Origin of the sequence: Enterococcus rotai, from assembly GCF_001465345.1 — a bacterium.
Taxonomy (GTDB): Bacteria; Bacillota; Bacilli; order Lactobacillales; family Enterococcaceae; genus Enterococcus_L; species Enterococcus_L rotai.
The window spans coordinates 3,004,421-3,030,790 of the sequence record NZ_CP013655.1 but is presented as its reverse complement, the minus strand read 5'-3'; the positions used below and the strand labels follow the sequence as shown (position 1 = coordinate 3,030,790).

The 26,370-nt window shown below is 37.3% G+C and carries 26 protein-coding genes; 24 read left to right on the top strand and 2 right to left on the bottom strand.

Annotation, left to right across the window (positions count from 1 at the left end; translation table 11 throughout):
- Positions 1–2: 2 nt before the first annotated feature.
- The 9 genes from ATZ35_RS13485 to ATZ35_RS13445 all read left to right on the top strand — a co-directional run bounded on the left by ATZ35_RS13485 (position 3) and on the right by ATZ35_RS13445 (position 9,831).
- Positions 3–1,880, top strand: a complete 1,878-nt coding sequence (locus ATZ35_RS13485) for a carbohydrate-binding domain-containing protein (RefSeq protein WP_208927692.1) — start codon at positions 3–5, stop codon at positions 1,878–1,880.
- Positions 1,881–1,949: 69 nt separating this feature from the next.
- On the top strand, positions 1,950–2,522 hold the full coding sequence (locus ATZ35_RS13480; protein WP_208927691.1) for a DUF1269 domain-containing protein: 573 nt from the start codon (positions 1,950–1,952) through the stop codon (positions 2,520–2,522).
- Between the two features lie 98 nt (positions 2,523–2,620).
- On the top strand, positions 2,621–3,313 hold the full coding sequence (locus tag ATZ35_RS13475) for a response regulator transcription factor (RefSeq protein ID WP_208930495.1): 693 nt from the start codon (positions 2,621–2,623) through the stop codon (positions 3,311–3,313).
- Positions 3,306–4,601 carry a sensor histidine kinase gene (locus ATZ35_RS13470; RefSeq protein WP_208927690.1) on the top strand — a complete coding sequence of 432 codons (1,296 nt, stop codon included), beginning with the start codon at positions 3,306–3,308 and terminating at the stop codon, positions 4,599–4,601. Before ATZ35_RS13475 ends, ATZ35_RS13470 begins: the two co-directional genes overlap by 8 nt.
- A gap of 68 nt (positions 4,602–4,669) precedes the next feature.
- Positions 4,670–5,602 carry a ribonuclease Z gene (rnz, locus tag ATZ35_RS13465; RefSeq protein ID WP_208927689.1) on the top strand — a complete coding sequence of 311 codons (933 nt, stop codon included), beginning with the start codon at positions 4,670–4,672 and terminating at the stop codon, positions 5,600–5,602.
- A gap of 12 nt (positions 5,603–5,614) precedes the next feature.
- On the top strand, positions 5,615–6,415 hold the full coding sequence (locus ATZ35_RS13460) for an SDR family NAD(P)-dependent oxidoreductase (protein WP_208927688.1): 801 nt from the start codon (positions 5,615–5,617) through the stop codon (positions 6,413–6,415).
- Positions 6,416–6,440: 25 nt separating this feature from the next.
- Positions 6,441–6,881: a LapA family protein gene (locus tag ATZ35_RS13455; protein WP_208927687.1), complete on the top strand. Its 441-nt coding sequence runs from the start codon at positions 6,441–6,443 to the stop codon at positions 6,879–6,881.
- A 124-nt stretch (positions 6,882–7,005) separates the two neighbouring features.
- Positions 7,006–9,315, top strand: a complete 2,310-nt coding sequence (gene recJ, locus ATZ35_RS13450) for a single-stranded-DNA-specific exonuclease RecJ (protein WP_208927686.1) — start codon at positions 7,006–7,008, stop codon at positions 9,313–9,315.
- Positions 9,316–9,318: 3 nt separating this feature from the next.
- On the top strand, positions 9,319–9,831 hold the full coding sequence (locus tag ATZ35_RS13445) for an adenine phosphoribosyltransferase (protein WP_208927685.1): 513 nt from the start codon (positions 9,319–9,321) through the stop codon (positions 9,829–9,831).
- Between the two features lie 136 nt (positions 9,832–9,967).
- Here ATZ35_RS13445 and ATZ35_RS13440 read toward each other — a convergent pair whose 3' ends face one another.
- A complete protein-coding gene (locus tag ATZ35_RS13440; protein ID WP_086279426.1) occupies positions 9,968–10,168 on the bottom strand; it encodes a hypothetical protein in 201 nt (66 codons plus the stop codon).
- Between the two features lie 161 nt (positions 10,169–10,329).
- The gene (trhA, locus tag ATZ35_RS13435) at positions 10,330–10,983 is read right to left on the bottom strand and encodes a PAQR family membrane homeostasis protein TrhA (RefSeq protein ID WP_208927684.1); all 654 of its coding nucleotides are present in this window, start codon (positions 10,981–10,983) and stop codon (positions 10,330–10,332) included.
- A 130-nt stretch (positions 10,984–11,113) separates the two neighbouring features.
- Between trhA and ATZ35_RS13430 the strand changes: the two genes are divergently transcribed.
- The 15 genes from ATZ35_RS13430 (at position 11,114) to hslU (ending at position 26,327) form a co-directional block, all read left to right on the top strand.
- Positions 11,114–11,956, top strand: coding sequence for a DegV family protein (locus ATZ35_RS13430; protein ID WP_208927683.1), 843 nt, complete (start codon positions 11,114–11,116; stop codon positions 11,954–11,956).
- Between the two features lie 172 nt (positions 11,957–12,128).
- Complete coding sequence (locus tag ATZ35_RS13425; RefSeq protein ID WP_208927682.1) at positions 12,129–13,016, top strand: SGNH/GDSL hydrolase family protein; 888 nt, start codon at positions 12,129–12,131, stop codon at positions 13,014–13,016.
- A 5-nt stretch (positions 13,017–13,021) separates the two neighbouring features.
- Entirely contained in the window at positions 13,022–13,693 is a 672-nt protein-coding gene (locus ATZ35_RS13420) for a YpmS family protein (protein WP_425250078.1), read from the top strand.
- Between the two features lie 21 nt (positions 13,694–13,714).
- Positions 13,715–14,224: a peptide-methionine (S)-S-oxide reductase MsrA gene (msrA, locus tag ATZ35_RS13415; RefSeq protein ID WP_208927680.1), complete on the top strand. Its 510-nt coding sequence runs from the start codon at positions 13,715–13,717 to the stop codon at positions 14,222–14,224.
- Between the two features lie 4 nt (positions 14,225–14,228).
- Positions 14,229–14,447: a YozE family protein gene (locus ATZ35_RS13410; RefSeq protein ID WP_208927679.1), complete on the top strand. Its 219-nt coding sequence runs from the start codon at positions 14,229–14,231 to the stop codon at positions 14,445–14,447.
- A gap of 97 nt (positions 14,448–14,544) precedes the next feature.
- Positions 14,545–15,978, top strand: coding sequence for a S41 family peptidase (locus ATZ35_RS13405; protein WP_208927678.1), 1,434 nt, complete (start codon positions 14,545–14,547; stop codon positions 15,976–15,978).
- Positions 15,979–16,140: 162 nt separating this feature from the next.
- Positions 16,141–16,695 carry a signal peptidase I gene (gene lepB / locus ATZ35_RS13400; protein WP_425250077.1) on the top strand — a complete coding sequence of 185 codons (555 nt, stop codon included), beginning with the start codon at positions 16,141–16,143 and terminating at the stop codon, positions 16,693–16,695.
- Positions 16,696–16,703: 8 nt separating this feature from the next.
- A complete protein-coding gene (ylqF, locus tag ATZ35_RS13395) occupies positions 16,704–17,567 on the top strand; it encodes a ribosome biogenesis GTPase YlqF (protein WP_208927677.1) in 864 nt (287 codons plus the stop codon).
- Positions 17,557–18,324, top strand: coding sequence for a ribonuclease HII (gene rnhB, locus ATZ35_RS13390; RefSeq protein ID WP_208927676.1), 768 nt, complete (start codon positions 17,557–17,559; stop codon positions 18,322–18,324). The genes ylqF and rnhB overlap by 11 nt, the downstream gene beginning before the upstream one ends.
- Before the next feature lie 67 nt (positions 18,325–18,391).
- Positions 18,392–19,273: a DNA-processing protein DprA gene (gene dprA, locus ATZ35_RS13385; protein ID WP_208927675.1), complete on the top strand. Its 882-nt coding sequence runs from the start codon at positions 18,392–18,394 to the stop codon at positions 19,271–19,273.
- A 120-nt stretch (positions 19,274–19,393) separates the two neighbouring features.
- Positions 19,394–21,472: a type I DNA topoisomerase gene (gene topA, locus ATZ35_RS13380; RefSeq protein WP_208927674.1), complete on the top strand. Its 2,079-nt coding sequence runs from the start codon at positions 19,394–19,396 to the stop codon at positions 21,470–21,472.
- A 56-nt stretch (positions 21,473–21,528) separates the two neighbouring features.
- Positions 21,529–22,854, top strand: coding sequence for an FADH(2)-oxidizing methylenetetrahydrofolate--tRNA-(uracil(54)-C(5))-methyltransferase TrmFO (gene trmFO, locus ATZ35_RS13375; RefSeq protein ID WP_208927673.1), 1,326 nt, complete (start codon positions 21,529–21,531; stop codon positions 22,852–22,854).
- 217 nt (positions 22,855–23,071) lie between these two features.
- On the top strand, positions 23,072–23,971 hold the full coding sequence (gene xerC, locus ATZ35_RS13370; protein WP_208927672.1) for a tyrosine recombinase XerC: 900 nt from the start codon (positions 23,072–23,074) through the stop codon (positions 23,969–23,971).
- A 388-nt stretch (positions 23,972–24,359) separates the two neighbouring features.
- On the top strand, positions 24,360–24,908 hold the full coding sequence (hslV, locus tag ATZ35_RS13365; protein WP_208927671.1) for an ATP-dependent protease subunit HslV: 549 nt from the start codon (positions 24,360–24,362) through the stop codon (positions 24,906–24,908).
- Positions 24,909–24,923: 15 nt separating this feature from the next.
- On the top strand, positions 24,924–26,327 hold the full coding sequence (hslU, locus tag ATZ35_RS13360; protein ID WP_208927670.1) for an ATP-dependent protease ATPase subunit HslU: 1,404 nt from the start codon (positions 24,924–24,926) through the stop codon (positions 26,325–26,327).
- The last annotated feature ends 43 nt before the right edge of the window (positions 26,328–26,370 follow it).

Here is a 26,370-nt window from a genome sequence, read left to right as displayed (position 1 = left end):
TAATGAAAAAAACGAAATTCAACTTAGCGATCTTAAGCCTGTTGCTTATTATTCTATTGGCAGGTTGTGCAAAAGAAGAGACTGTCAAAACAACAGCATCGACAACAAAAAATTCGGAGCAGGTTGTCTCGGTTCAAGAAGCAACAAAAACAGCTGACAACAAATATGGTGTGTATGAAGAGGAAGATTTTGATGAAGAATATGATAAAAATACCGCTACAACAATCGAGTTAAAGGATTCTGGTAGCGTCATTACCGGTTCAGGCGTCTCTGAAAAAGATAAGATCGTCTCAATTACTGCTGGTGGAACATATATTATAACGGGTAATTACCATGGCCAACTGAAAATCAACGCTAACGAGGAAACAGTTCATTTAGTTTTAAATAATGTTGAAATAACAAATGAGTCTTCCTCAGCCATTTACGTTGAGCAAGCTAAAAAAGTGATTACAACTTTAGCTCAAGGAACAAATAATACTCTTTCAGATGGTTCTGACTATACATTTACTACTACTGATCAAACCGAACCCGATGCTACATTTTATAGCAAAGATGATTTAACGATCAATGGGACTGGAAATCTAGAAGTTAGTGGCAACTATAGCAACGGGATTCGTAGTAAAGACGATTTAGTGATTACCAATGGAACAATCAAAGTCACTGCTAAAAATAATGCAATCAAAGGCAAAGATTCCGTATCAATTGCAGATGGAACATTTACGCTAGCAACTACTGAAGGAGATGGAATTCAAGCAAATAATAGCACTGACACAAGTAAAGGGTGGATCGCGATCGATGGTGGGACATTTGCGATTCAATCAGGAAATGATGGGATTCAAGCAGAAACTAACTTATCGATTGGGAAAGCTGAGATCCAAATTCAGACAGCAAAAGGTTATGACGATCAATCAATTGATACTACGGCTAGTTACAAAGGTTTAAAAGCTTCCGGTAATATTATTATAGAGGATGGAGACTTTGATTTAAACACAGCTGATGATGCCATCCATTCAAATGCGACTGTTACGATCGATAACGGAACGTTCTCATTAGCAAGTGGTGATGATGGGGTTCATGCGGATACTGATTTATTGATTAATAACGGAACAATCAATGTTAACCATTCGTATGAAGGATTAGAAGGCGCAACCGTGACCATTAATAACGGGGACATTTCTGTCAACGCATCAGACGATGGAATCAATGCTGCAGGAGGCAGTTCTGGAGAAGCGGAAGCTGGTGGTCAATTTGGAGCAGACTCATTTGGAGAACCTGGCGGTCAACCAGCTGGTGGGGGAGACAGTACTAAGTTTATCGAAATAAATGGTGGAACCACCTACGTAAATGCTGATGGCGATGGGATTGATAGCAATGGGGACGTTCGGATAACAGATGGAACGCTGATTGTAAATGGACCTACTGATAACGGTAATGCAGCCCTTGATTATGACGGAACCTTCACTATGACTGGTGGTCTATTGGCAGCAAGCGGTAGCGCAGGTATGGCGATGAGTACAAGCGACGTTTCTACTCAAGCGTCCTTAAGTGTATATTTTGACGAAACACAAAAAGCTGGAACAGTGGTTCACTTGGAAAATGCTGCGGGTGATTCGATTATTTCACTTGCGCCAGACAAAGATTTTTCTCATATTACTATTAGTTCGCCAAACCTAAAAGTCGGAGAAACCGTAACGTTATATACTGGGGGTAAAGAATCTGGCACCGTTAAAAATGGTTTGTATAGTAATAGCAACTATACAGGTGGAACAGAGCTAGCCAAAATTACCATTGATAGCATGTTAACTTCAGTTGATCAATCTGGTGCGGTAGTCACCGGCAGTCAAATGGGGGGCGGACCTGGTGGCCAAGGCCCCAGATAATTGATTTTCATTGCACTATTGACTAGTTTATTGATAGAATAAGGATATCAAATAGAACGAGGTGGTCAAATGTCGAAACGTGTCATAATTATGCATTTTGAAGTAGAGAGCCAAGCTTACCAAGCATTTTCAGAGATAAAAAAACTGTATGTTGAGAAAAAAATCAAAGGAGAGCAAATGGCTGTTGTAACCCATATAAACGATGGGGTTCATCAATTTAAAATTGATGATTTCTTAGACTTTACCGGTAATAATCATACATCAAAAAACAGTATGATCGGTATGTTGATCGGCATTTTAGGCGGTCCACTAGGAATTTTACTCGGTTGGTTTGCAGGAAGTCTCTTTGGTGCTTCTCAAGATGCTAAAGAGATCCAAGGTGCACAAACTGTTTTTGAACATGTGACCAAACAAATCGGTGTAGGCGAAACTGGACTCATTCTGATTGCTGAAGAAGATGATAATCGCCCTTTAAATCAACTGATTATGAATGAATTAGGCGGCGAAATTACCCGCTTAGATTTTGAAGATGTCGAAAAAGAGATCACAGATGCTAAAGCAGTCGAAAAAGAAACAAAAGACTCTGCTGAAAAATCTTGGCAAGATAAAAAGCAAGATACAAGTGAAAAAGACGAAAATTAAGCGATATGCACAAAATAAAAGCAATTAAATAACTCAGAAGACGTGACAAAGAAAACTCTTTTGGCACGTCTTTTTGAGCTTAAAGGATGTGAAGAACACTGTTAAAAATCTTATTAGTTGAAGATGATGAAATTTTGTCGGATAGCATTTTAGAGATTTTATCTGAAATCGGTGAAATCACGCAAATTTATGATGGAGCAGAAGCATTATACGAGGGGGAACGTGGGATCTATGATCTAATCGTTCTAGATTTAATGTTGCCGACCATGTCTGGTGAACAGGTTTTGACGGCATTGAGAAAAAAAAGCATCTATACACCGGTTCTGATATTAACCGCTAAAGATGGCCTGGAAGATAAGGTGAATGGCTTTAAAAATGGCGGCGATGACTATTTAACCAAACCATTCCATCGTGAAGAGCTATTACTGCGTGTTCAGGCACTAGCTCGTCGATCATTAGGAATGAACGGGAAAAATGAGCTAGTAATCGGACCGTTATGTTTAGAGTTAGATAATCGACAAGCCAGTTTTAAGGGGAATGAAATCACGCTGCAAGGAAAAGAATTTGATTTATTACACTACTTGATGCAAAATCAGGGACGAATCATTACGAAAGATCAATTATTTGATCGTATTTGGGGCTTTCAATCCGATACGACACTCACTGTAGTTGAAGTTTATATGAGTAATTTAAGAAAGAACTTGAAGCCATGGGAGATCGACCGTTGGATTAAAACCTTGCGTAATGTTGGTTACCTTTTTGAAGTACCTGAGGATGTGAAGCATGAATAAACAACTGAGTAAAAAGCAGAGAATCAATTATTTTCTGATCAATTTGATTTCATTTGCAAGTATCTTTTTAATCCTAGGCTTGATTGTGTTTCGATTAGTCCAAACATCAATTTATCAAACGGTTGATCATGATCTAAAGCGTCTTTCTCAAGATCAAAAATTTTTATCGCATCAATTGCTCCAAGTAGAGCGCACGCAAGGAGATCCCTCTCAGTTAGGCAAATTTGATACACCACCACCTAATAATTTTCAACAACAGGTGATCCTTTGGTCTAAAGAGGGAGATATACTTAATGAAGCTGAATTAGGTTCGCGTTTTTATGACTTTCAGAAGTTAACATTATCAACTGATGACTTAAATAAAATCACTAGCGTTCAAATAAAAGATAGTAACAATCGTTCATTACAGTTTCGCTCAATCACTTTATCAGCTACAAATTCAGAAAAGGTCGCTTACGTTCAACTTCTAGTAAATATTGATCCGATTAAAGGAACGGTTGAGCAATTCAAGCAAATCTTAATTATCTGTATGATTATTTTCGGATTATTGTCGATTGCGTTAAGTTACTTTCTTTCAAAATGGTTTATGAAACCTATTTTGATTTCTTGGAAAAAGCAGCAAGAATTTGTTGAAAATGCTTCTCATGAGTTGCGAACACCATTAACGATCATTCAAGCGAAATTAGAAAAATTATTTACTAAACCAAACCATACGATTATAGAAGAGTCAGAAACAATTGCTTTATCACTAGATGAAGTCCAACGCCTGAGCCAACTCACTAGTGACTTGCTTTTATTGGCACGATCAGATTCCAACTCGTTGACATTGGAAAAAGAACCTGTAAAAATCAACGTTTTTTTAAAGACTGTACTCATACCATATCAAGAATTGGCTACTGCAGAAGCAAAAGAGTTCATTATTGATTTAGGAGAAGAACAACAATTGCTTTTCGATAAGAAAAGAATTCATCAGTTACTGATTATCTTGTTGGATAATGCTCTAAAGTATACCGCTCCTGGTGAAAAAATAACTGTCTTTTCGACTGTCAAAAATAACGAGTGGCTACTTAAGATTAGCGACACTGGCATTGGAATTGCTGAAGAAAAAAAGAGCGCTGTTTTTGAACGGTTTTATCGAGGAGAAGAGTCTAGGAACCGTAAAACAGGTGGATACGGAATCGGGTTAGCTATTGCTAAATGGATCGTAGATGAACACCAAGGAAAAATCGACTTACTAGATACAGATCCAAAAGGTACAACAGTTAGGCTGCGTTTTCCTGTAAAATAAATATTATTTGCTAAAGCGGCAACTTTCTTCTAAAATAAAGAAGAAGTTTAAAGAAAGATAGGTAGCCAATGGAATTACAATTTTTAGGTACAGGCGCTGGGGTTCCAGCAAAACATCGTAATGTGAGTAGCATTGCGCTGAAATTATTAGACGAAAGAAATGCAGTTTGGTTGTTTGACTGTGGCGAAGGAACACAATTACAAATTTTGAAAAGTAACATTCGCCCAAGAAAAATCGAGAAAATTTTTATCACTCATTTACACGGCGATCATATTTTTGGTCTACCAGGCTTATTAAGTAGTCGCTCTTTCCAAGGCGGCAATGAAAAACTAGAGATTTACGGACCTGTTGGAATCGCCGACTATGTGCGAACAGCGCTGAGAGTTTCCCAAACGCGACTTTCATATGAATTGAAGTTTATTGAGATCACTAAAGCAGACACCGTCTTTTCTGACAAACAATTTACAGTTTCCTGTCTGCCATTAGACCACGGCATTGCTAGTTTCGGTTACCGGATTGTTGAAGCGGATCATGAAGGGGAGTTACAAGTAGAAAAATTAGCAGCTTTAAACATCCCTTCAGGACCGATATACGGAAAAATCAAACGAGGAGAATCTGTAACCTTATCTGATGGAACAGTGATTAATGGAAAAGACTTCGTTGGTGAGAAAAAACTTGGTAGAATCGTCACTATTTTAGGTGATACAAGAAAAACCCAAAATAGTGTATCACTTGCAGAAGACGCCGATGTTCTCGTTCATGAAAGCACCTTTAATAAAGAAGAAGAAAAAATGGCAAAAGCGTATTATCATTCAACAAGTCATCAGGCGGCCCAAGTTGCTCTGGAAGCAAACGCTAAAAAATTAATATTGACGCATATTAGTGCTCGATACTTAACAGGGGACATTATCCAATTAGAAAATGAAGCCAAAGAAATTTTCCGGAACACTAAGATTGTTAAAGACATGGAGATTATCGAGATCCCTTTTAGAAATGAGTGAGGAGGAACAAGTATGGTTAAAGGACAAGCGTTAGCTGACAAAGTTGTTGTCGTAACGGGTGGTTCAGCAGGGTTAGGTGAACAAATTTGTTACGAAGCAGCCAAACAAGGTGCCATCGTAGTAGTTTGTGCTAGAAGAATCAACTTGATTGGAAAAGTGAAAGAAATGTGTGAAGAGCTGAGCGGAAAAATGGCTCATTCATTCCAATTAGACATTGCCGATCCTGACAATGTTGAGACTGTTTTTGAGAAAATCCAGACGGAAGTTGGCCCTATTGACGTACTAGTCAACAATGCTGGCTTTGGACTATTTGAAAATTTCATCGATACGGATTTAGCGATTGCTAGAAACATGTTTGAGGTAAATGTCCTAGGCATGATGGTCTTTACTCAAAAAGCTGCGATCCAAATGGCTGAAAGAGGGACTGGGCATATTATTAATGTTGCATCGATGGCTGGAAAAATGGCAACAGCAAAATCAACTATTTACTCTGCTACTAAATTTGCTGTTCTAGGTTTTTCAAATGCTTTACGTTTAGAACTAAAGCCTTTAGGTATCTCAGTTACGACCGTTAATCCGGGCCCAATCGAAACTGAATTTTTTGATAAAGCGGATCCTACTGGCAATTATCTAGCTTCTGTGGATCTATTCGTTTTAGAACCTAATAAATTAGCTACAGAAATTGTGAATGCAATGGGTACCTCGAAACGTGAAATCAATCGCCCGCGCATCATGGAAGCCGCTTCCCGGCTGTATACTTTATTTCCACATTTAGGTGATTTATTAGCTGGCGGAGTACTAAACAAAAAATAATATAACTACAAGGGGGAAACAGTTCATGAAAAACCAGTGGCGTGTAGTTATCGGTCTGGTGTTAGTTCTGGTTGTTGTTGTTTTTGCTGTATTGAATAGTCAAACTGTTCCAGTCAGCTTTGGCTTTGCAAAAATCTCAGGTCCATTGATTTTGATTATTCTAGGGTCCGCAATTGTTGGTGCGTTGATTGGTCTATTGACTTCGACAACGACAATGTGGAAACAGAAGAAACAAGTAAAAGAATTAAAGAAGGACATTGAAACATATAAAAATGACGCAGATAAATTAGCTCAAGAAGAAGTAGAGAAGGTTAAACGGACCTACGAGAATCAGCTAGCAGAGTTGCAAGCTAAATACGATGCTGCAGCATCTCAAGCGCCAATATCACCAAATGTTGACGTAGAACCTGTTGGTAGTCGGGTTGATCACTTTACTAAACCAAGAACGAGCGACGAAGATTTATAAGGTGGAAAAGCCAAGATACAAAGTAGTAATATTTTGTCTTGGCTTTTTAATTTGTGTTTTTTTAGGATACTTTCTTTAGTTTTCCGATTCTATTTGATATAATTACTTGGTTAGGAGTGACGTCGTGAAAAAAGCAAAATATACATGGCAATTACGGGAAAAAACAGCGTTGCCAGAAGAATTTTCAGCTATACTAACAAAACAGCAGATCAATCCTTTATTAGGTCAAATTTTGTGGCATCGTGGTATTCAGTCTCAAGAAGTCCTGGAAACCTTTTTACGTCCCACAGTAGAAAATCTCTATGACCCTTTTTTGATGCATGATATGGAGAAAACAATAACCAGAATCCAAGATGCTGTGGCCCAAGGCGAAAGAATTTTGGTATATGGGGATTATGATGCTGATGGCATCACAAGCACAACGGTTATGAAAGAAGCTATTGAATTGATAGGTGGGGAAGTAGAGTATTTCTTGCCAAATCGATTTATTCATGGCTATGGACCTAATTTGACTGTGTTTAAAGAACAGATTGAAAATGGTGTTCAATTGATTATTACAGTCGATAATGGCGTAGCAGGTCATGAAGCCATTAATTATGCAACAGAACAGGGCGTCGATGTCATTGTGACCGATCACCACGAATTGCCACCAGAATTACCCAATGCGTTTTCAATTATTCATCCAAAACATCCACAAGGGCAGTATCCTTTTGGAGACTTAGCTGGGGTAGGGGTAGCATTTAAAGTAGCAACAGCTCTGTTAGGAGAATTGCCAGCTGAATTTCTTGATTTAGTTGCGATCGGAACAATTGCCGATTTAGTCTCTCTAACAGATGAAAATAGAGTTCTGGTTAAAATGGGACTAGAAATGATTCAAAACGGTGAAAGAATCGGTTTGGATATCTTAATTCATCTAGCAGAATTAAAAAAAGAGGCAATCAGTGAAGAAAATATTGGTTTTACGATTGCACCGCGTTTGAATGCTTTAGGCCGATTAGGCGATGCCTCTTCCGGAGTTGAATTAATGACAACCTTTGACGAAGAAGAAGCAGAGCGGATCGCGACCTATATTAATAATCAAAATGATGAACGTAAAGAAATTGTCGCTACAATCACAAAAGAAGCTTTTGAGCTGATTGAACCAACAGATCTCATTCATATCGTTGCAAAAAAAGGTTGGCATGAAGGTGTTTTAGGTATTGTTGCTGGCAGAATTATGCAGGACACCGGAAAACCGACGATCGTGTTAACGATTGATGAATCAGATGAAATTGCTAAGGGATCAGGGCGTAGTGTCTCAGCACTGAACTTATTTGATGCTTTAAGCGAAATTCGTGAAGACTTCACTCATTTTGGTGGTCATCATATGGCTGCTGGAATGACATTACCTATTCAGAATATCAACAAAGTAAAAGAACATTTAATTCGTTATCTTGAAAGAAATCAGATCGATCTTTCACAAGGACAAGAACTATTGATTGATGAGTCTTTAAAAGTCGATGAAGTGACCATTCCTTTCGTCCAACAATTAAAAATTCTCGCGCCATTTGGGACAGACAATCCAGTTCCCAATTTCTTATTTGAAGATGTTTCAATCGAACAAAGTCGGCAAATCGGGGCTGATAAAAGCCATCTTAAGTTCCAGCTAAGTCAAGGTGGAGCTAAATTAGATGCAATTGCGTTTCAAATGGGCAATCAGGCAGATGAATTTGGTCAAGGCACAACGAACGTTGCAGGACAATTATCGATTAATGAGTGGAATGGGAATAAAAAACCGCAATTAATGGTCAGTGATTTTTCAGTAGATGGTATGCAGCTTTTTGACTTTAGAGGGAAAAATAGTCGGCAAAAAGAAATACCTATTGCCAATACACTCTATATTTATTTTAATTCCGAGAGTAAAAAACTAGTTGATGAGCAAACTGATCATTGGTTGTTCACCACCGTTGATGAAGCTGTCATGATGATTGAAAAAACAAATAGCCAACAATTAGTTTTTGTCGATTGTCCCGATGATGTTGGGTTGTTAAAACAAATCACCCAAACAGGGAAAATCGAGCGTGTTTATATGTTGGGTGTTTCTCATGAGGAAGCTTATTTAAATGGGACAGGTACTAGAGAACAATATGCTCAACTTTATAAATTTGTCAGACAACAAGAACAAGTAGATGTTCGTTACAAGCTGAATGTTGTAGCACAACACTTAAAAATTCAAGAAAAGCTATTAATTTTCATGATTCAGGTGTTTTTTGACTTAGGATTTGTTACAATAGAAAACGGTGTTTTAAGAAAAGTTGAAAGCCCTGAAAATCATCCATTGACGGAAAGTAAGGTCTATCAAACTCGCTTAAAAAAAATCAAAACAGAAGAGTTTTTGCTATACAGCGATCGTGAGACATTACAACAGTGGCTGTGGAATGAGGAGGAAGTATAAAAGATGAATTTAAAAGATTATATTGCTAGTATTCCAGATTATCCAGAAAAAGGAGTTATCTTTAGAGATATCTCACCATTGATGGCTAATGGCGAAGCATACCGTGAAGCAACAAAACAAATCGTTGATTATGCGAAAGAAAAAAGAATCGATATGGTCGTAGGACCTGAAGCACGTGGTTTTATTGTCGGGTGTCCGGTAGCATATGAATTAGGTGTTGGCTTTGCTCCAGTCCGTAAAAAAGGAAAGTTACCACGTGAAACGATCGAAGTAACCTATGATTTAGAATATGGTACTGATACATTAACGCTTCATAAAGATGCCATCACACCTGGGCAACGAGTATTGATTTGCGATGACTTATTGGCAACGGGTGGTACCATCAAGGCAACGGTTGAGTTGATCGAGTCATTAGGTGGTGTCGTAGTCGGTTGTGCTTTTCTAATCGAACTGATGGACTTACATGGACGCGATAAAATCCAAGATTATGAAATTGTGACATTGATGGAATATTAAAAAAGAGGTCAGAGCAGAAGGGCGTTCTTCTGTTCCAACCGTTTAGTTGGATAAAAAGAATCCCGAAACATAACTTTTCAAGTGTATGTTTCAGGATTCTTTTTTATTTTAACTAAGTAGATAGCTTAGTTTAGCTCTATGGATATTTGCGATAGACATATTGTTGATGGTCATTTTTTTTTCTAGTATGAGAATATCGTTTTTCATCCCATAGCATAAACCATATAATAAATAGAGGGCTAACAATAAGTAATGCGGACTGTAACCCTAATGTTCCTAAGAAAATACCAATAATCAATACAACAAATAATAACCCGCCACGACGAACTGCTTTCATTCTTAATCACCTCATAATTTTTATCGAACAAACGTTTGTATAGTTATTATACGAATGTTTGTTCGGTTTGTAAAGAGATAAATACAAAAAAAGGTACTTCTTTTTTGATTTCTCAAAAAGAAGTACCAAGAACCCTTTGTTCAAAAGGATTTGATAATAGTTTAAGTATAAAGCAAAATTGAAAAGAACATGAATCCTGCTCCTAACATCACGAACAAATGCCAAACTACATGCATAAAGCGAACGCTCTTTAAACTATAAAAGGCAGCACCTAATGTATAAGAAACGCCTCCAGCCACTAATAAAGCTATTCCAGTAGGCCCTAAAGAATCATATAAAGGTTTTGCTGCTGTAATACAAAGCCAGCCCATAATAATGTAAATGACCGTTGAAATATTTTTTACTGTCTCTTGTTTATGAAGTGTTAAAGATTTGTAGACAACTCCACTGATTGCCATGACCCAAATAAGAACAAACAATAGCCAGCCTAACCAACCCTTGATGCTCAATAAGCAAAATGGCGTATAGCTACCAGCAATCAATAAGAAAATCGAACTATGGTCGAAGACTTGGAAGACTTTCTTAGCTTTAGTGAAAATCAAACTGTGAAATAAAGTTGAGGATAGGAATAACAGAATCAAAGTTGAACCATAAATAGCATAGGAAACAACATGAACAGCTGAACCAAGCCTTGCACCCTTGACTAACAAAATCACTAATCCTGCAATACTTAAACTAGCCCCAATCCCGTGAGTAACTGCATTAAGTACCTCATTTAAAATCATATATTTTCTCGAGAATTTTGCTTTTTCCAAGAAATCAACTTCCTTCATTTTAATTTGGTGAAAAATAATTCTTTGTCTGTTATAATATAAACAGACATTCAAGCCTCAGAAGTATTCTACCACGAATTGAGGTTGTTTTTAAAGAAAGAGTGATAAAATTATGACAAATGTTAAAATTGTGACTGATTCTTCTTGCACAATGCTGAAAAGTGTACGCGATGATTTAGATATTCAGATGATGCCTTTATCTGTAATGATTGATGGCGTAGTTTACACAGATGACGATCATTTAGAAGGCGAACATTTTATGGAATTAATGAGTACGGCTAAAGCTTTACCAAAAACGAGTCAACCACCAATTGGTGAGTTTGTAGAGCTGTATGACCGTTTAGGCGCTGACGGCAGTGAAGTTGTTTCGATTCATATGACAAAAGGCTTGAGCGGTACTGTAGAAGCTGCTAGACAAGCTGGGAATCTTAGCTCTGCTAACGTCACAGTGATCGACAGTGACTTCACGGATCAAGGATTATCATTCCAAGTGATTCAAGCAGCTAAACTTGCTAAAAACGGGGCTAGTGTTCCGGAAATTTTAGCGGAAATCAATCATGTCAAAGAAAACACCAAACTTTTCATCGGTATCTCTACATTGGATAATCTAGTTAAAGGTGGTCGAATCAGTCGTGCAACAGGTCTTTTATCCAGTATTTTTAATATGAAAGTTGTAATGGACTTCGACCAAACAGAATTGATTCCAGTAGCCAAAGGTAGAGGGATGAAGACCTTTAATAAATGGTTTGATGAGTTGAAAAGTGAACTGAGCAACTTATCAAATGTACGCCAAATCGGCATTTCTCATGCAGATGGGCTAGAGCTGGCAAACAGTTTTAAAGAAGGGCTACAAGCACTATTTCCTGATATGGATATTCCTGTATTGCATACAAATCCTGTAATTGCGACTCATACAGGTAAAGGTGCTTTTGCTATCATGTACTATACAGACTAAACAGACTGAGTTTTGAGCAGATCAAACTGATCTGCTTTTTTTAATAAAAATTTTTACAACTTTTACTGTACAAATGACAATAAAATAGAGATAATTTAGTTTAATAGGACTAAAAAGCCGGTGACTGTATAGTGCACTATTTTTTGTGATTTCCGGCAAAGGAAGGGATACAATGAAATTATTTTTCAAAAAAAATGGAGCAAGCTTGGCGCTCTTCTTACTCACAATAATCGGTGTATTTTTAGTATTGATCGTGGCGGTGCCTAAAGCAAAACCAATCTTAGGTACTGGAGCAAAACAAACCGTTAAAAGTGAAACGAAAGAAGTGATTCGATATACCGCAATCGGTGACTCACTGACAGAAGGGATTGGCGATTTAACAAATTCAGGTGGATTTGTACCGTTAGTTGCCAACGATTTACAAGAACAGTATCATTTAAATGGTGTCCAAACGGATAATTTTGGGAAAAACGGTGATCGCAGTGATCAAATTCTAAAACGAATCAAAAAAAATAAAGATATTCAAAAAGGTTTGGCATCAGCAGATCTCATTACCTTAACCGTTGGTGGAAACGATCTAATGAAAGTAATCAAAGGAGATGTCTTCCGTTTAACCAAAGACTCATTTAAAAAACCACTTAAAAGCTATCAGAAAGAAGTGGAAAAACTCCTTACAGAGATACGTAAATATAATGAAGAGGCCCCAATCTATGTTTTAGGGATCTACAATCCATTTTATCTTTATTTCCCTGATATTACTGAAATGCAGGAAATAGTGGATAATTGGAATGATGGGACAAAAGAGATCGTTACTGCAGAAAAAAATGCCTATTTTATTCCAATCAATGACTTACTTTATAAAGGAGTAGGAGACCAAGTAGGGATTGTTAGTAGTGAAGCAACGGCAACCTCAAGTTCAGAGCATGATATAAAAAATAATGCGCTTTACGAAGAAGACCATTTCCATCCTAATAATTTAGGTTATCAAATTATGGCTAGCGCTGTTCGTGACGAAATGGCCAAAACCCAGGATAAATGGCTCAAAAAGGGAAGTGAGTGAAAAAAATGAAAAATGAACCAGAAGAAAAAAAAGAATCAACAGAAGTAAAAAAAACAAGCCCAAGAAGAAAAAAAACACCTGAGGTCAAAAAAACAATTAATCACTGGAAAGTGGCTTTTATCGTTTTAATTGGACTTATAATCGGAAGTGTAGCCTTCGTTTTTATCAGAGTTACTCAAGTTAGAGAACCAAACTATACACCAGTACCTGAGTTAGTCGAAAAAGATGGAACACCAGTTATCGCAATCCAATCAAAGAAAAAACAAATAAATGCGTTAATTGATTTTTATCTGAGTGATTTCCAAAAAGGCTCTGATATTACGTATAAATTCTATCTAGAAAATGAAGCAATGTTGAATGGGACATTTGAAGTTTTAGGACATCCAATTCAATTTTATCTGTATTTTGATCCGTATGTAATGGACAATGGAAATGTACAATTGAAAGCAAAAAGTTTATCTATCGGAACGCTAGGTTTGCCAATGAAAGAAATTTTGAAGTTTGTTCAAAGAGATTACAAATTGCCAAACTGGGTAGAAGTAAATCCAGATGACAGTACAATTCTACTCCGTTTAGACCAATTTAGAATGCAAAATGGTCTATTTATCCGAGCTGAAAAAATAAACTTAGTCGATGACGATATCCGAATGAACATTTATTTGCCTAAAGATAAATAATCCAGTAAGGGAGGAACTCGAATGAATGAAAAAGCCATTTTTGCTGGCGGCTGCTTTTGGTGTATGATCCAACCTTTTGACACGCAGCCCGGCATCAATTCAGTAACCTCAGGCTATACAGGTGGTCATGTTGAAAACCCGACTTATGAACAAGTATTAAGTCATACAACTGGGCATACAGAAGCAGTTGAAATTGACTTTGATCCTGAGATTATGCCGTATGAAAAACTTGTAGAAATCTACTGGCAACAAACAGATCCCACAGATGCTTTAGGTCAATTTGAAGATCGTGGCGATAATTACCGCCCAGTCATTTTCTATACAAGTGAAAAACAAAAGCAAATTGCTGAAAACAGTCGACAAGCATTACAAGAAAGTGGACGTTTTAGTGAGCCAATCGTCACAACGATTGAACCTGCAACCATTTTTTATCCAGCTGAAGACTATCATCAAGACTTTTATCAAAAAGATCCTGAACGTTACAAAGACGCCCACCTTAATCGAGAAAATTTTATAAAAGAAAATTGGTGACCCTATGAGAAGAAGTTTTTATCATTATCTAATGACCTTAAGAGCGCCTAAAAAAACGGCGGAAAGCCAATTTGCAAATGACGCGTCAAGAGATATTCAGTTTCCAAAACAATCAGAAGATTATCATGAGATATCTACTTATTTAGAAATGAATGCTGATTATTTGACCAATATGCATGTTTTTGATGAGATGTGGGAAAAATACTTAGAAAACAATAAATAAAAAAAAGAAGGAAAGGGCAAAGAAAGCTTTTCCTTCTTTTTTTTTCATGTTAAACTGGAAAACATGCAATGATAATTTTACGAAAAGAGATGACTATATGAAAAATAAACAACAAGTACCCTTCCATCAATATATTATTTCGATTGTTTGTGTCGCTTTTCTTGTTGGAGGAGGCAGCTATATTTATTTTGACTATCAATATAAAAAGCAACTTGCAGACAATCCGGCTCGAAGTGCTGACTTAAAAAAAGTTGATAACTTATACAGCGAAATCATCAATAATTACGTAGGAAAAGTTGATGAAAAAAAATTAGTTGACGGTGCATTAAAAGGGATGACTGAAGCTTTAGAGGATCCTTACTCTAGTTATCTAAATGAACCTGAAGCTGACGAGTTAGATCAAAGCCTTGCCGGCAGCTTTGAGGGGATCGGTGCCACTATGACTATGACAGATGATCTGCCTACAGTAGCTCAAGCACCTATCGAAGGCTCACCAGCAGCTAAGGCTGGAATAAAAGCGAATGATACAGTGCTAAAAGTCGACGATGAAGAAACCCAAGGTAAAACACTTTCTCAAGTAGTCAGCAAAATTCGCGGAAAAAAAGGGACCGAAGTTCGTTTAACGATTGCTCGTGGTGAAGAAACATTTGAATTAAAACTGACACGAGATACAATCCCAATTGAGACAGTCAAAGGGGAACTAGATAAAACAGATCGAACGATAGGCTCAATTAAAATCACTTCTTTTGGTGAAAATACTTACCAAGAGCTTAAAAACACGATTAAAACGTTAAGAAAAGATGGCGCAAAATCTTTTGTGATCGACCTACGCCAAAATCCAGGGGGACTTCTTAATCAAGTAGAACAAATGGCTAGTATGTTTCTAGAAGATGGCAAACCGATCATCAAATTTGAAGATAAAAATGGCAATACCAGTGAAGAAGTCGCATCTAGCAAACTAGATGGAGGTTTTAAAGTTACGGAGCCGACTGTTGTTTTAGTGGATGAAGGAAGTGCGAGTGCTTCTGAAATTTTCGCAGCAGCCTTGAAAGAATCAGGAAATAAAAAGATTATTGGCACAAAAACCTTTGGTAAAGGAACCGTTCAAACGGTTAAAAACTTAAATGATAAGAGTGAAATCAAATTAACTGTTCTAAAATGGTTAACGCCAAACGGAAAATGGATTCATGAAAAAGGTTTGGAACCTACTATTAAAGCCGATTATCCTGATTATGCCTATCTATCTCCAATTTCTAGAGATAAAACATTAAAACAAGGTGATTCATCACCAGTTGTTAAAAACGTCAATGCTTTACTACAAGCACTGGACTATGAAGTTGATGCTAACAGTAGCGAATTTTCGGAGCAAACTCAAACAGCTGTCAGCAAATTGCAAGCCAGCACAGGACTTCCTGTTACGGGAGAAATTGATAACGAAACAGCTGCCCAAATTGAGTTAGAAATAGGCAAAAAAATCAAAGATAACGACCAAGCATATGAAGCTGGTCTGAAAGAACTTCAAAAAAAATAACTGAAACTCATGTGAAAAAACGATAAGTGCGTAATACTATCGCTTTTTCACATCAATTTCACACTTTACTCAAATAGGGTGAAATATTTCCTTTAAAATTGTCGCTTTTTCTAGTGTTTTTCCTTTATAATAGAAACAGTGAGAGCAAGGGAGAGAAACTACGTGGAAAAACAAAAATCTTATATCGGTTATTTTATTTTTTTCATGAAACTACTCGTTCCTTCGTTAGTGTTGTTATTTATATTGCGAGGCTTTCTTTTGATTCCTGTACCGGTCGATGGAAATTCAATGGAAAAAACACTTAGTCAAGGGGATATGATCATCATGGAAAAATTTTCTTCAATCAAACGATTTGACGTTGTAGTGTTTAAATTACCAACTGGAGCGATTTATATCAAACGAGTTATTGGATTGCCAGGAGATGCTGTGCGATATGAAAACGACCAGCTTTATATAAATGAAAAACCGATAGAAGAGCCTTTCCTAGAAAAAAATATAAAAAAAGATCATGAAACAGCACCATATACAACAAATTTTAATTTAAGTGATCTAACTACGGAGAATACGTTACCAAAAGATAGTTATTTCGTGTTAGGTGATAATCGCCGGATGTCAAAGGATAGTCGTTCTTTCGGGGCCGTTCAAAGTAAATATATTTTAGGAAAAGCCCAATTCGTGTATTACCCGATAACACATATGAAATTCATACCAAGATAGGTGATAAAATGACAATACAATGGTTTCCAGGACATATGGCAAAAGCCAGAAGAGAAGTATCCGAAAAAATTAAGTACGTTGATATCGTTTTTGAATTGATTGATGCACGCCTACCTCTTTCATCAAGAAATCCAATGATGGATCAAATTGTTCAACAAAAGCCGCGGTTGATTTTACTAAACAAAGGTGATTTAGCTGATAAAGAACAAAATCAAAAATGGCAACATTATTTTCAAGAAAAAGGCTACCATACGCTAGTAATCAATGCTCAGCAAAATAAAGGTGTTAATAAAATCGTCCCTGAAGCAAAGAAAGCCCTAAAAGAAAAAATCGATCGTGAACGGGCAAAAGGGGTGAAACCTCGTGCGATCCGTGCGATGTGTATCGGTATTCCCAATGTAGGGAAATCGACTTTAATGAATCGTTTAGTTGGAAAGAAAATTGCACAAACCGGGAACAAACCCGGAGTAACGAAGGGGCAACAATGGCTTCGTTCAGGCACAGACTTAGAGTTACTTGATACGCCAGGGATTTTGTGGCCTAAGTTTGAAGATCAAGAAATTGGTAAAAAATTAGCATTGACTGGAGCAATTAAAGATCAATTGCTTCATTTAGATGATCTGGCTATTTATGGGTTAACCTTTTTTTCACGATTTTACCCAGAGCGTTTGGTTGAACGCTATAAATTAACACAAGAGGAAACTGTTTTACCGGGTGCTAAACTTTTGATGTTGATCAGTCAAAAACGTGGATTTAAGGACGATTATGATCGAGCAAGTGAAATGATCATTCAAGAAATCCGCAGTAGCAAATTAGGACCTTATACTTTAGATCGTTGGGAAGAATTAGGAGTTACAAAAGATGAAAACTGAGTCAATCCAGCAAATTAAAGCAGCATTAACAACTGTTGATACAAGAGATGATGAACGAATCAAGTTATGGCAAGCAGATGAACGTAATGGCGTTCAACAAGCTTTAGCGCAGTGGGATAGGAAGATCCAGCGTCATGAAAAAGCCGTGGCCTTACTTGAAGAAATGCAGCAATTTGAAAATCAGGCACGTACTCAAGGTCATCGTTTGATCGTGGGGATCGACGAGGTAGGAAGAGGACCGCTAGCTGGTCCAGTTGTTGCCGCAGCAGTTATCCTTCCTGAAAAGTTCCAGCTTTTAGGTGTCAATGATTCTAAAAAATTGTCTGCCAAAAAAAGGGATGAACTTTATGACGAAATCCAAAATCAAGCCATATCAATAGGAATTGGGATGGTTGATCATAATAAAATCGATGAAATCAATATTTATCAAGCATCCAAATTAGCTATGGGGATCGCACTCGAAGATCTCTGCTTCATCCCAGATTATTTATTGATCGATGCAATGAAGCTAGATGTTAACATTCCACAAGAAAGCCTCATTAAAGGAGACGCTCGCTCCGTATCGATTGCAGCAGCTAGTATTGTTGCTAAAGTGATTCGAGATCGTCTAATGGAAGATTACGCTAAAATGTACCCTGGATATGGGTTTGAAAACAACGCAGGATACGGAACCAAGGAGCATTTAATCGGCCTGGAAACACAAGGGATTTGTACGATCCACAGAAAAACATTTGCTCCAATCAAAGACATGTGTTAAAAAAATAAAATCTTCCTTTTTTTGCGGATACTTACTATAACAAGTATTTGTGAAAGAAGGTTTTTTTATGGAAGCAAAACAACGAGAACTTTTATTTAAATTAGCAGTTTGTAATGGGATTGGTAACTTGGGTATGCTAAAAGTCTTAGATTTTTCAATGAAATATAATAATAGTACGGACTTCTCAAAAGAAGAAATTATTCAGATTGCAGGGATCACAACCTACCAAAAACTATTTACTGAATCTTGGGATCATTGGTCAAATAATCCAGAAAAACTACAGGAGTACTATGATGCCCATTCGTTTATCACAATTTTGGATCCAATCTATCCTGAGTATCTAAAACAAATTTATAACTGTCCCGTATTATTATTTTACAAAGGTAACATAGAATTATTGCAAAAAAAATGTATCTCCTTTATCGGTGCTAGAGCAGCTTCTGTTTACGGAATAAATGTCGTACGTCAGTTGATCCCAGAAATGATCCGTCATAATTTGACGATTGTTAGTGGGTTAGCCAAAGGAATCGATAGTGTTAGTCATCAAGTGACCATGCAACAGGGTGGACACACGATTGGCGTTATTGGAACGGGTCTAGATATTTGTTACCCAAAAGAAACGGCCCATATACAGCGAAAAATGATGGACGAACAGTTAGTTATCAGTGAATATCCAAATGGTACAGGACCGAGAAAATATCATTTTCCAATGAGAAACCGAATTATTGCAGGAATGAGTTTAGGAACCTGTGTGATCGAAGCGCGAAAAAAAAGCGGTACGTTGATCACTGCTCAAGCAGCTTTAGAATATGGCCGTGAAGTGTTTGCAGTCCCTGGTAATCTTTTTGATGCCCACTCTGACGGTTGTCATGGCTTGATTCAAGATGGCGCAAAATGTACAATTTGTCCACAAGATATCCTAGAAGAAATTCAACTTTTTTCGATTTAACTATATCAATCCTTGACAAACCTGTGATGAATAGATATGATGAAGTACGATTTGTGAGTTCTCTACATTTTGATATATATAATAGAAGAAACACAAAAACCGAAAGGAGCCACACGTTGAATGGCGTATAAATATCTAGTTATTGTAGAATCACCAGCTAAAGCCAAAACGATTGAAAAATATTTAGGAAAAAACTATAAGGTTGTTGCCAGTGTTGGGCATATACGAGATTTACCTAAAAGTAAAATGGGTGTTGATACTGAAAATAATTACGAACCTCACTACATATCGATCCGTGGTAAGGGCGATGTAATCAAAAGTTTGAAAGCCGCTGCCAAAAAAGCCGAAAAAGTTTACCTCGCAGCCGATCCGGATCGGGAAGGGGAGGCTATTGCCTGGCATTTGTCTTTCCTTCTTGGCTTGGATTTAAAAGATAAAAATCGAGTTGTTTTTAATGAAATCACTAAAGAAGCAGTTAAAGCTGCCTTTAAAGAACCGCGTACCATCAACTTAGATTTAGTAGATGCACAGCAAGCACGTCGTATTTTAGACCGCTTGGTTGGTTATTCACTGAGTCCGATACTATGGCGAAAAGTTAAAAAAGGATTAAGTGCAGGTCGAGTTCAATCTGTCGCACTTAAAATTATCATTGATCGTGAAAATGATATTCGGAAATTTATACCTGAAGAATACTGGAGTATCGATGGTAATTTCCAAAAAGCAAAGAAAAAATTCAAAGCCAACTTCTGGGGACTTGATGGGAAAAAGAAAAAATTACCCAATGCTGAAGCCGTAAAAGAAGTGACTACTCGTATCAAAGGAAAAGAATACGATGTCACAAAAGTTGAGAAAAAAGAACGCAAACGCAATCCAGCATTGCCATTTACAACGAGTAGCTTGCAACAAGAGGCCGCTAGAAAGCTAAACTTTAGAACAAGAAAAACGATGATGGTCGCCCAACAGCTTTATGAAGGGATTGCTCTAGGAAAACAAGGTACAGTAGGTTTGATCACCTATATGCGTACAGATTCTACTAGAATTGCTGATTCCGCCAAAGCTGAAGTGGCTGAATATATTGAAAAGACCTATGGCAGTGAGTTCTCAGCACATGGCGGACGAAAAGTTAAAAATGCTCAAGGTGCTCAAGATGCCCATGAAGCAATCCGACCTTCCAGTGTAATGCGTGCGCCAAATGAAATCAAACAATACTTGGATAAAGATCAACTAAAACTTTATACCTTGATTTGGTCACGTTTAGTTGCTAGTCAAATGACACCGGCTGTATTAGACACAATGAAAGTAACCCTAGAGCAAAATGGTGTAATTTTCATTGCCAATGGTGCCAAGGTAAAATTCAAAGGATTTATGCAGGTTTATGTTGAAGGCCGTGACGATGGGAAAGAAGATAAAGAAAATATTTTGCCTGACTTAGTCGAAGGTGATAAAGTCAATGCCTTAGATATCGAGCCAAAACAACATTTTACACAACCACCAGCAAGATTTAGTGAGGCAACTCTAATTCGAGCGTTAGAAGAAAATGGCGTAGGTCGTCCGTCAACTTATGCACCAACTCTAGAAACAATTCAAAGACGATATTACGTTAAACTAACAAATAAACGCTTTGAACCAACCGAACTGGGTGAAATCGTCAATTCACTGATCGTTGAGTTTTTCCCACAAATCGTCGATGTCCATTTTACCGCATCAATGGAGGGTGACTTGGATAAAATCGGAGTGGGAACCGAAAAATGGGTAGAAGTCGTAGATCGTTTCTACCGCCCATTTGAAAAAGAACTGACGAATGCAGAAGAAAAAATCGAAAAAATCCAAATCAAAGATGAACCCGCAGGATTTGATTGTGATCTTTGTGGACATCCAATGGTGATCAAACTAGGACGTTACGGCAAGTTTTATGCATGCAGTAATTTCCCAGAATGTCGAAACACTAAAGCGATCGTCAAAGAAATTGGCGTTACTTGTCCGGTTTGTAATGAAGGACAAGTGATTGAACGTAAATCTAAAAAGAATCGTTTATTCTACGGTTGTAGTCGCTATCCAGAATGTGATTTCACTTCTTGGGACAAGCCAATCGGACGTCCATGTCCGAAATGTGGGCAATACCTTGTTGAGAAAAAGGTCAAGGGTGGAAAACAAGTCGTTTGTATCAATGGCGACTATGAAGAAAATGTTCAAAAATAAAAAAATTGAAAACCAGCGGAAAATCCCGTTGGTTTTTTGAAGGAAAGAGGAAATATATGTCTACTTCTGTCACAGTTATTGGTGCAGGACTTGCGGGTAGTGAAGCTGCTTGGCAAGTTGCTCAAGCAGGTGTCTCTGTAACCCTTTATGAAATGCGTCCTGTAAAAAATACACCAGCTCATCAAACAGAAAACTTTGCTGAACTTGTTTGTTCAAACTCGTTAAGAGGAAATAATTTAACAAATGCGGTCGGTGTACTAAAAGAAGAAATGCGCCGTTTAGATTCCATCATCATTAATAGTGCGGATAAAACAGCTGTTCCTGCAGGCGGTGCCTTAGCTGTGGATCGAGATACTTTTTCACAAGCAATCACAGATAAAATCAAAAATCATCCATTAATTACTGTAAAAAATGAAGAAATCACTGCAATTCCAGATGGGATCGTCATTATCGCAACAGGTCCATTAACTTCTGAGTCTTTAGCTGAACAGATCAAAGAATTTAATGGTTCGGATGGTTTTTACTTTTATGATGCAGCAGCTCCGATCGTTGATAAAGCAACAATCGATATGGATAAAGTTTATTTAAAATCCCGCTATAACAAAGGGGAAGCAGCTTATTTAAATTGTCCGATGACCGAAGAAGAGTTCAAAGCCTTTTATGAAGCCTTGATTTCAGCTGAAGTTGTACCATTAAAAACCTTTGAAAAGGAAAAATTCTTTGAAGGTTGTATGCCAATTGAAGTCATGGCAAGTCGTGGTATCAAAACAATGTTATTTGGTCCATTAAAACCTGTTGGCTTGGAAGATCCTAAAACAGGTAAACGTCCCTATGCTGTTATTCAGTTACGCCAAGATAATGCCGCAGCTTCCTTGTACAATCTTGTTGGTTTCCAAACACATTTAAAATGGGGCGAACAAAAACGTGTCTTCCAAATGATTCCAGGTTTAGAAAATGCTGAATTTGTCCGCTATGGTGTTATGCATCGCAATAGCTTTATGAACTCTCCTGAACTATTGAAGCCAACCTATCAGTCTCAAAAACGAGAAAATCTATTTTTCGCAGGACAAATGACTGGTGTTGAAGGCTATGTAGAAAGCGCAGCTAGTGGTCTATTAGCTGGAATCAATGCAGCACGACTAGCAAAAGACGAAGAACTTGTCGTTTTCCCGAGAGAAACAACCTTAGGCAGTATGGCCTATTATATTACCCATGCTGAAGGGAAACATTTCCAACCTATGAACGCTAATTTCGGTCTTTTCCCAGAATTACCTGAAAGAATCCGCGATAAGAAGGAGCGTTATGAAGCAATTGCAGACAGAGCGTTAACAAAATTAGCTGAAGTAACAAAAGAACTAAATCTTCTAGAACAAACAAAATAAATGAAGACCCTGAACAAATTTCAACGTTTGTTCAGGGCTTTTTTTCATTGGCAAGCGAACGAAACATTAAATTACACTTATAATTTATGAGTATTTAAAGGCAAATATGAATAAATTGTTACCAAATTTGAAAATATTGATTAAATTCTGACAATTCGTTTGTCTTTTCAAAATGGTTATGCTAAAGTTACTTTGTAATTTAATGGAGGAAGCCTATATGCAAGAAAAAAACTGGTCAGAACTGTTTTTAAATTATTTGATCGTTGAACGTGGCTATTCGGACAAAACCAAAATTGCTTACCAAGAAGATATGCTCAACTTTTTTGATTTTTTAAAGAATTCAGGAGAGGCTGACTATTTAAGTGTGGATCATTTAGATATCCGTACTTATTTAAGTTTTTTATATGATAAAAACTATAGTCGGAACTCGATCAGCAGAAAAATTGCCAGTTTACGTTCTTTCTATCAATTTTTGCTTAAAAACGAAGTCATCAAAGAAAACCCATTTTCATACGTACATATGAAGAAAAAGCAACTACGTCTTCCACGTTTTTTTTACGAAAAAGAAATGGATGCACTTTTTGATAGTGCTAAAGGATCAAAACCTTTGGATTTAAGAAATCAGGCGTTGCTAGAAATTTTATATGGTACAGGGATTCGGGTAAGTGAATGTGCAAATTTAACCTTACAGTCAATTGATTTTTCTGCAAATGTATTATTGATTCATGGAAAAGGCAACAAAGATCGCTATGTGCCGTTTGGTTCCTTTGCCCAAGATGCGCTTAAGGAGTATTTGGAAAATGGACGAGCTGTTTTGATGACCAAATATCATCAAGAGCATGCTTTTGTTTTTATCAATCATCATGGTGAACAAATTACATCAACAGGGATTGAATACGTTTTAAATCAGCTTATCAAAAAAAGTACCTTGAATAGCGATATACACCCACATATGTTGCGGCATACATTTGCAACACATCTATTAAATAATGGTGCGGATATGCGGACTGTTCAAGAATTGCTAGGACACTCTGATTTATCGACTACACAAATTTATGCTCACGTAACCAAAGAAAGTTTACAAAAAAATTATCGAACATTTCATCCGCGTGCTTAAAGGATGAGAAGTTTTACTTTGAAACATGCCAAGAAATACATCGAAGTGATGAGTTGATATTGATTGCTCCTGCGATTACTCGTCGCACGAAAAGACTTGGTACAAGGCGACTGAAAGGAACAAAGTTACCATATCTAGCTGCACGAGCTATGCTCTCGGGAAAAAGATAAAAATGAAATGGGGCAAGGAGCGCCCCAATCAATTTTTCCTATTTTCCAGTCGAGTCTAAACGAGCTCGTTCCGCTTTTAGTATTATCTAGCTACGCAGGCTAGCTCTTCGGAAAAAAGATAAAATATGATTGTGGCAAAAAGCGCCACCCTCATATTTTCTTATTTTTCTGTCAGAGCTGGATGAGCCTGCTTCGCTTTTAAATTAGGAGGAATTAGAATGGTTGAATCACAATTTCATTCAACAACAATTTGTGCCGTTGAAAAAGACGGTAAATTTGCTATGGCTGGTGACGGTCAAGTTACAATGGGTGAGTCAGTAGTTATGAAAGGTACTGCGAAAAAAGTTCGCAGAATCTATAATGACGAAGTTGTTGTGGGATTTGCAGGAAGTGTAGCAGATGCGTTTACACTTGAAGAAAAATTTGAAGGTAAATTAAATGAATATAATGGTAATTTAACCAGAGCAGCAGTTGAATTAGCACAGGAATGGCGAACGCAACAATCTATGCAAAAATTAGAGGCCATGTTGATCGTGATGAATGCTAAAGAAATGCTATTAGTTTCTGGAACAGGTGAAGTGATCACTCCAGACGATGGTATTTTAGCTATAGGTTCAGGTGGTAATTTTGCCTTATCTGCAGCTCGAGCTATGAAACATTATGGAGATAAAGAAATGTCTGCAAAAGATATCGCCAAAAACGCATTGAATATTGCGGCAGATATCTGCGTCTTTACAAATCACAATATTATTGTAGAAGAAATATAAATGGGGGACATGACCATGAACGAGTTAAACAAAACACCAAGAGAAATCGTGAAAGAATTAGATGAATATATAATTGGGCAAGAAACTGCGAAAAAGTCAGTCGCTGTCGCTTTAAGAAACAGATATCGCCGCTTACAACTTGATGAAAAAATGCAGCAAGATGTCACGCCTAAAAATATGCTAATGATCGGACCAACTGGTGTAGGGAAAACAGAAATCGCTAGACGTTTGGCTAAAATTGTCAATGCACCCTTTATCAAAGTTGAAGCGACTAAATTTACTGAGGTCGGTTATGTCGGTCGAGATGTCGAATCAATGGTTCGTGATTTAGTTGAAAACGCCATTCAAATCGTTGAAAAACAACAATACAGCCGTGTCTATTCTCAAGCATTGAAAAAAGCGAATAACCGCTTAGTAAAAGTTTTAGTTCCAGGAATTAAAAAAGAACAAAAGCAAGCATCGAACAACCAATTTGAACAAATGATGCAAATGTTCAATAGTGCGCAACAACCTCAAGACACACAAGAGGAAGTAACTGAGGAAATCAAGGTCAATCGTAAAACAATTCTTGAACAATTAGAAAAAGGGCTATTAAACAACCGCGAAGTGACAATAGAAATAGACGAACCTAAAAAAACAATGCCCGCAATGAATACAGGGATGGAACAGATGGGTATCGACCTAAACGAAACACTTGGTGCCTTATCACCTAAGAAAAAAGTTGAACGTGTGGTAACGGTCAAGGAAGCGCAAGAACTATTAGTGAAAGAAGAATCTGCTAAAATTGTCAAAGAAGCTGATATCCACAGTGAAGCAATTCGGTTGGCTGAGAGCAGTGGGATTATTTTTATCGATGAATTTGATAAAATCACATCAAAAAGTCAACAAAATTCTGGTGAGGTTTCTCGCGAAGGGGTACAAAGAGATATTTTACCGATTGTTGAAGGCTCTCAAGTCAATACAAAATACGGTGCCATCCAAACAGACCATATTTTATTTATTGCATCAGGTGCTTTTCACTTGTCAAAACCAAGTGACTTGATTCCTGAGTTGCAAGGGCGTTTCCCGATTCGAGTAGAATTAGATGATTTGACCGCTGAAGACTTCGTACGCATTTTAACAGAACCGAACAATGCGTTGATCAAACAATACATTGCCTTGATCGAAACAGAAAATGTCAATATTATTTTCACAAAAGAAGCAATTGAGCGGATTGCCAATATCGCATTTGACGTGAATCGCGATACGGATAACATTGGAGCTCGCCGCTTGCATACAATTTTAGAACGCTTATTAGAAGATTTATTGTTTGAAGCACCAGATATGCAAATGGGGGAAATAACAATTACTGAAGCATATGTGAATGAAAAACTAAACAGTATTGTTCAAAATGAAGATTTAAGCCGTTATATACTTTGATGTTCGTTATGTTGTCTAGCTTCAAGAGCTAGCCTTTCGNNNA

What these genes read in the sequence shown, in the direction of transcription:
- ATZ35_RS13485 (WP_208927692.1), top strand. Translation starts at nt 3, where the DNA reads ATGAAAAAAACGAAATTCAACTTAGCGATCTTAAGCCTGTTGCTTATT.
- ATZ35_RS13480 (WP_208927691.1), top strand. Translation starts at nt 1,950, where the DNA reads ATGTCGAAACGTGTCATAATTATGCATTTTGAAGTAGAGAGCCAAGCT.
- ATZ35_RS13470 (WP_208927690.1), top strand. Translation starts at nt 3,306, where the DNA reads ATGAATAAACAACTGAGTAAAAAGCAGAGAATCAATTATTTTCTGATC.
- rnz (WP_208927689.1), top strand. Translation starts at nt 4,670, where the DNA reads ATGGAATTACAATTTTTAGGTACAGGCGCTGGGGTTCCAGCAAAACAT.
- ATZ35_RS13460 (WP_208927688.1), top strand. Translation starts at nt 5,615, where the DNA reads ATGGTTAAAGGACAAGCGTTAGCTGACAAAGTTGTTGTCGTAACGGGT.
- ATZ35_RS13455 (WP_208927687.1), top strand. Translation starts at nt 6,441, where the DNA reads ATGAAAAACCAGTGGCGTGTAGTTATCGGTCTGGTGTTAGTTCTGGTT.
- ATZ35_RS13445 (WP_208927685.1), top strand. Translation starts at nt 9,319, where the DNA reads ATGAATTTAAAAGATTATATTGCTAGTATTCCAGATTATCCAGAAAAA.
- ATZ35_RS13440 (WP_086279426.1), bottom strand. Translation starts at nt 10,168, where the DNA reads ATGAAAGCAGTTCGTCGTGGCGGGTTATTATTTGTTGTATTGATTATT.
- ATZ35_RS13430 (WP_208927683.1), top strand. Translation starts at nt 11,114, where the DNA reads ATGACAAATGTTAAAATTGTGACTGATTCTTCTTGCACAATGCTGAAA.
- ATZ35_RS13425 (WP_208927682.1), top strand. Translation starts at nt 12,129, where the DNA reads ATGAAATTATTTTTCAAAAAAAATGGAGCAAGCTTGGCGCTCTTCTTA.
- ATZ35_RS13420 (WP_425250078.1), top strand. Translation starts at nt 13,022, where the DNA reads ATGAAAAATGAACCAGAAGAAAAAAAAGAATCAACAGAAGTAAAAAAA.
- msrA (WP_208927680.1), top strand. Translation starts at nt 13,715, where the DNA reads ATGAATGAAAAAGCCATTTTTGCTGGCGGCTGCTTTTGGTGTATGATC.
- ATZ35_RS13410 (WP_208927679.1), top strand. Translation starts at nt 14,229, where the DNA reads ATGAGAAGAAGTTTTTATCATTATCTAATGACCTTAAGAGCGCCTAAA.
- ATZ35_RS13405 (WP_208927678.1), top strand. Translation starts at nt 14,545, where the DNA reads ATGAAAAATAAACAACAAGTACCCTTCCATCAATATATTATTTCGATT.
- ylqF (WP_208927677.1), top strand. Translation starts at nt 16,704, where the DNA reads ATGACAATACAATGGTTTCCAGGACATATGGCAAAAGCCAGAAGAGAA.
- rnhB (WP_208927676.1), top strand. Translation starts at nt 17,557, where the DNA reads ATGAAAACTGAGTCAATCCAGCAAATTAAAGCAGCATTAACAACTGTT.
- dprA (WP_208927675.1), top strand. Translation starts at nt 18,392, where the DNA reads ATGGAAGCAAAACAACGAGAACTTTTATTTAAATTAGCAGTTTGTAAT.
- topA (WP_208927674.1), top strand. Translation starts at nt 19,394, where the DNA reads ATGGCGTATAAATATCTAGTTATTGTAGAATCACCAGCTAAAGCCAAA.
- trmFO (WP_208927673.1), top strand. Translation starts at nt 21,529, where the DNA reads ATGTCTACTTCTGTCACAGTTATTGGTGCAGGACTTGCGGGTAGTGAA.
- xerC (WP_208927672.1), top strand. Translation starts at nt 23,072, where the DNA reads ATGCAAGAAAAAAACTGGTCAGAACTGTTTTTAAATTATTTGATCGTT.
- hslV (WP_208927671.1), top strand. Translation starts at nt 24,360, where the DNA reads ATGGTTGAATCACAATTTCATTCAACAACAATTTGTGCCGTTGAAAAA.
- hslU (WP_208927670.1), top strand. Translation starts at nt 24,924, where the DNA reads ATGAACGAGTTAAACAAAACACCAAGAGAAATCGTGAAAGAATTAGAT.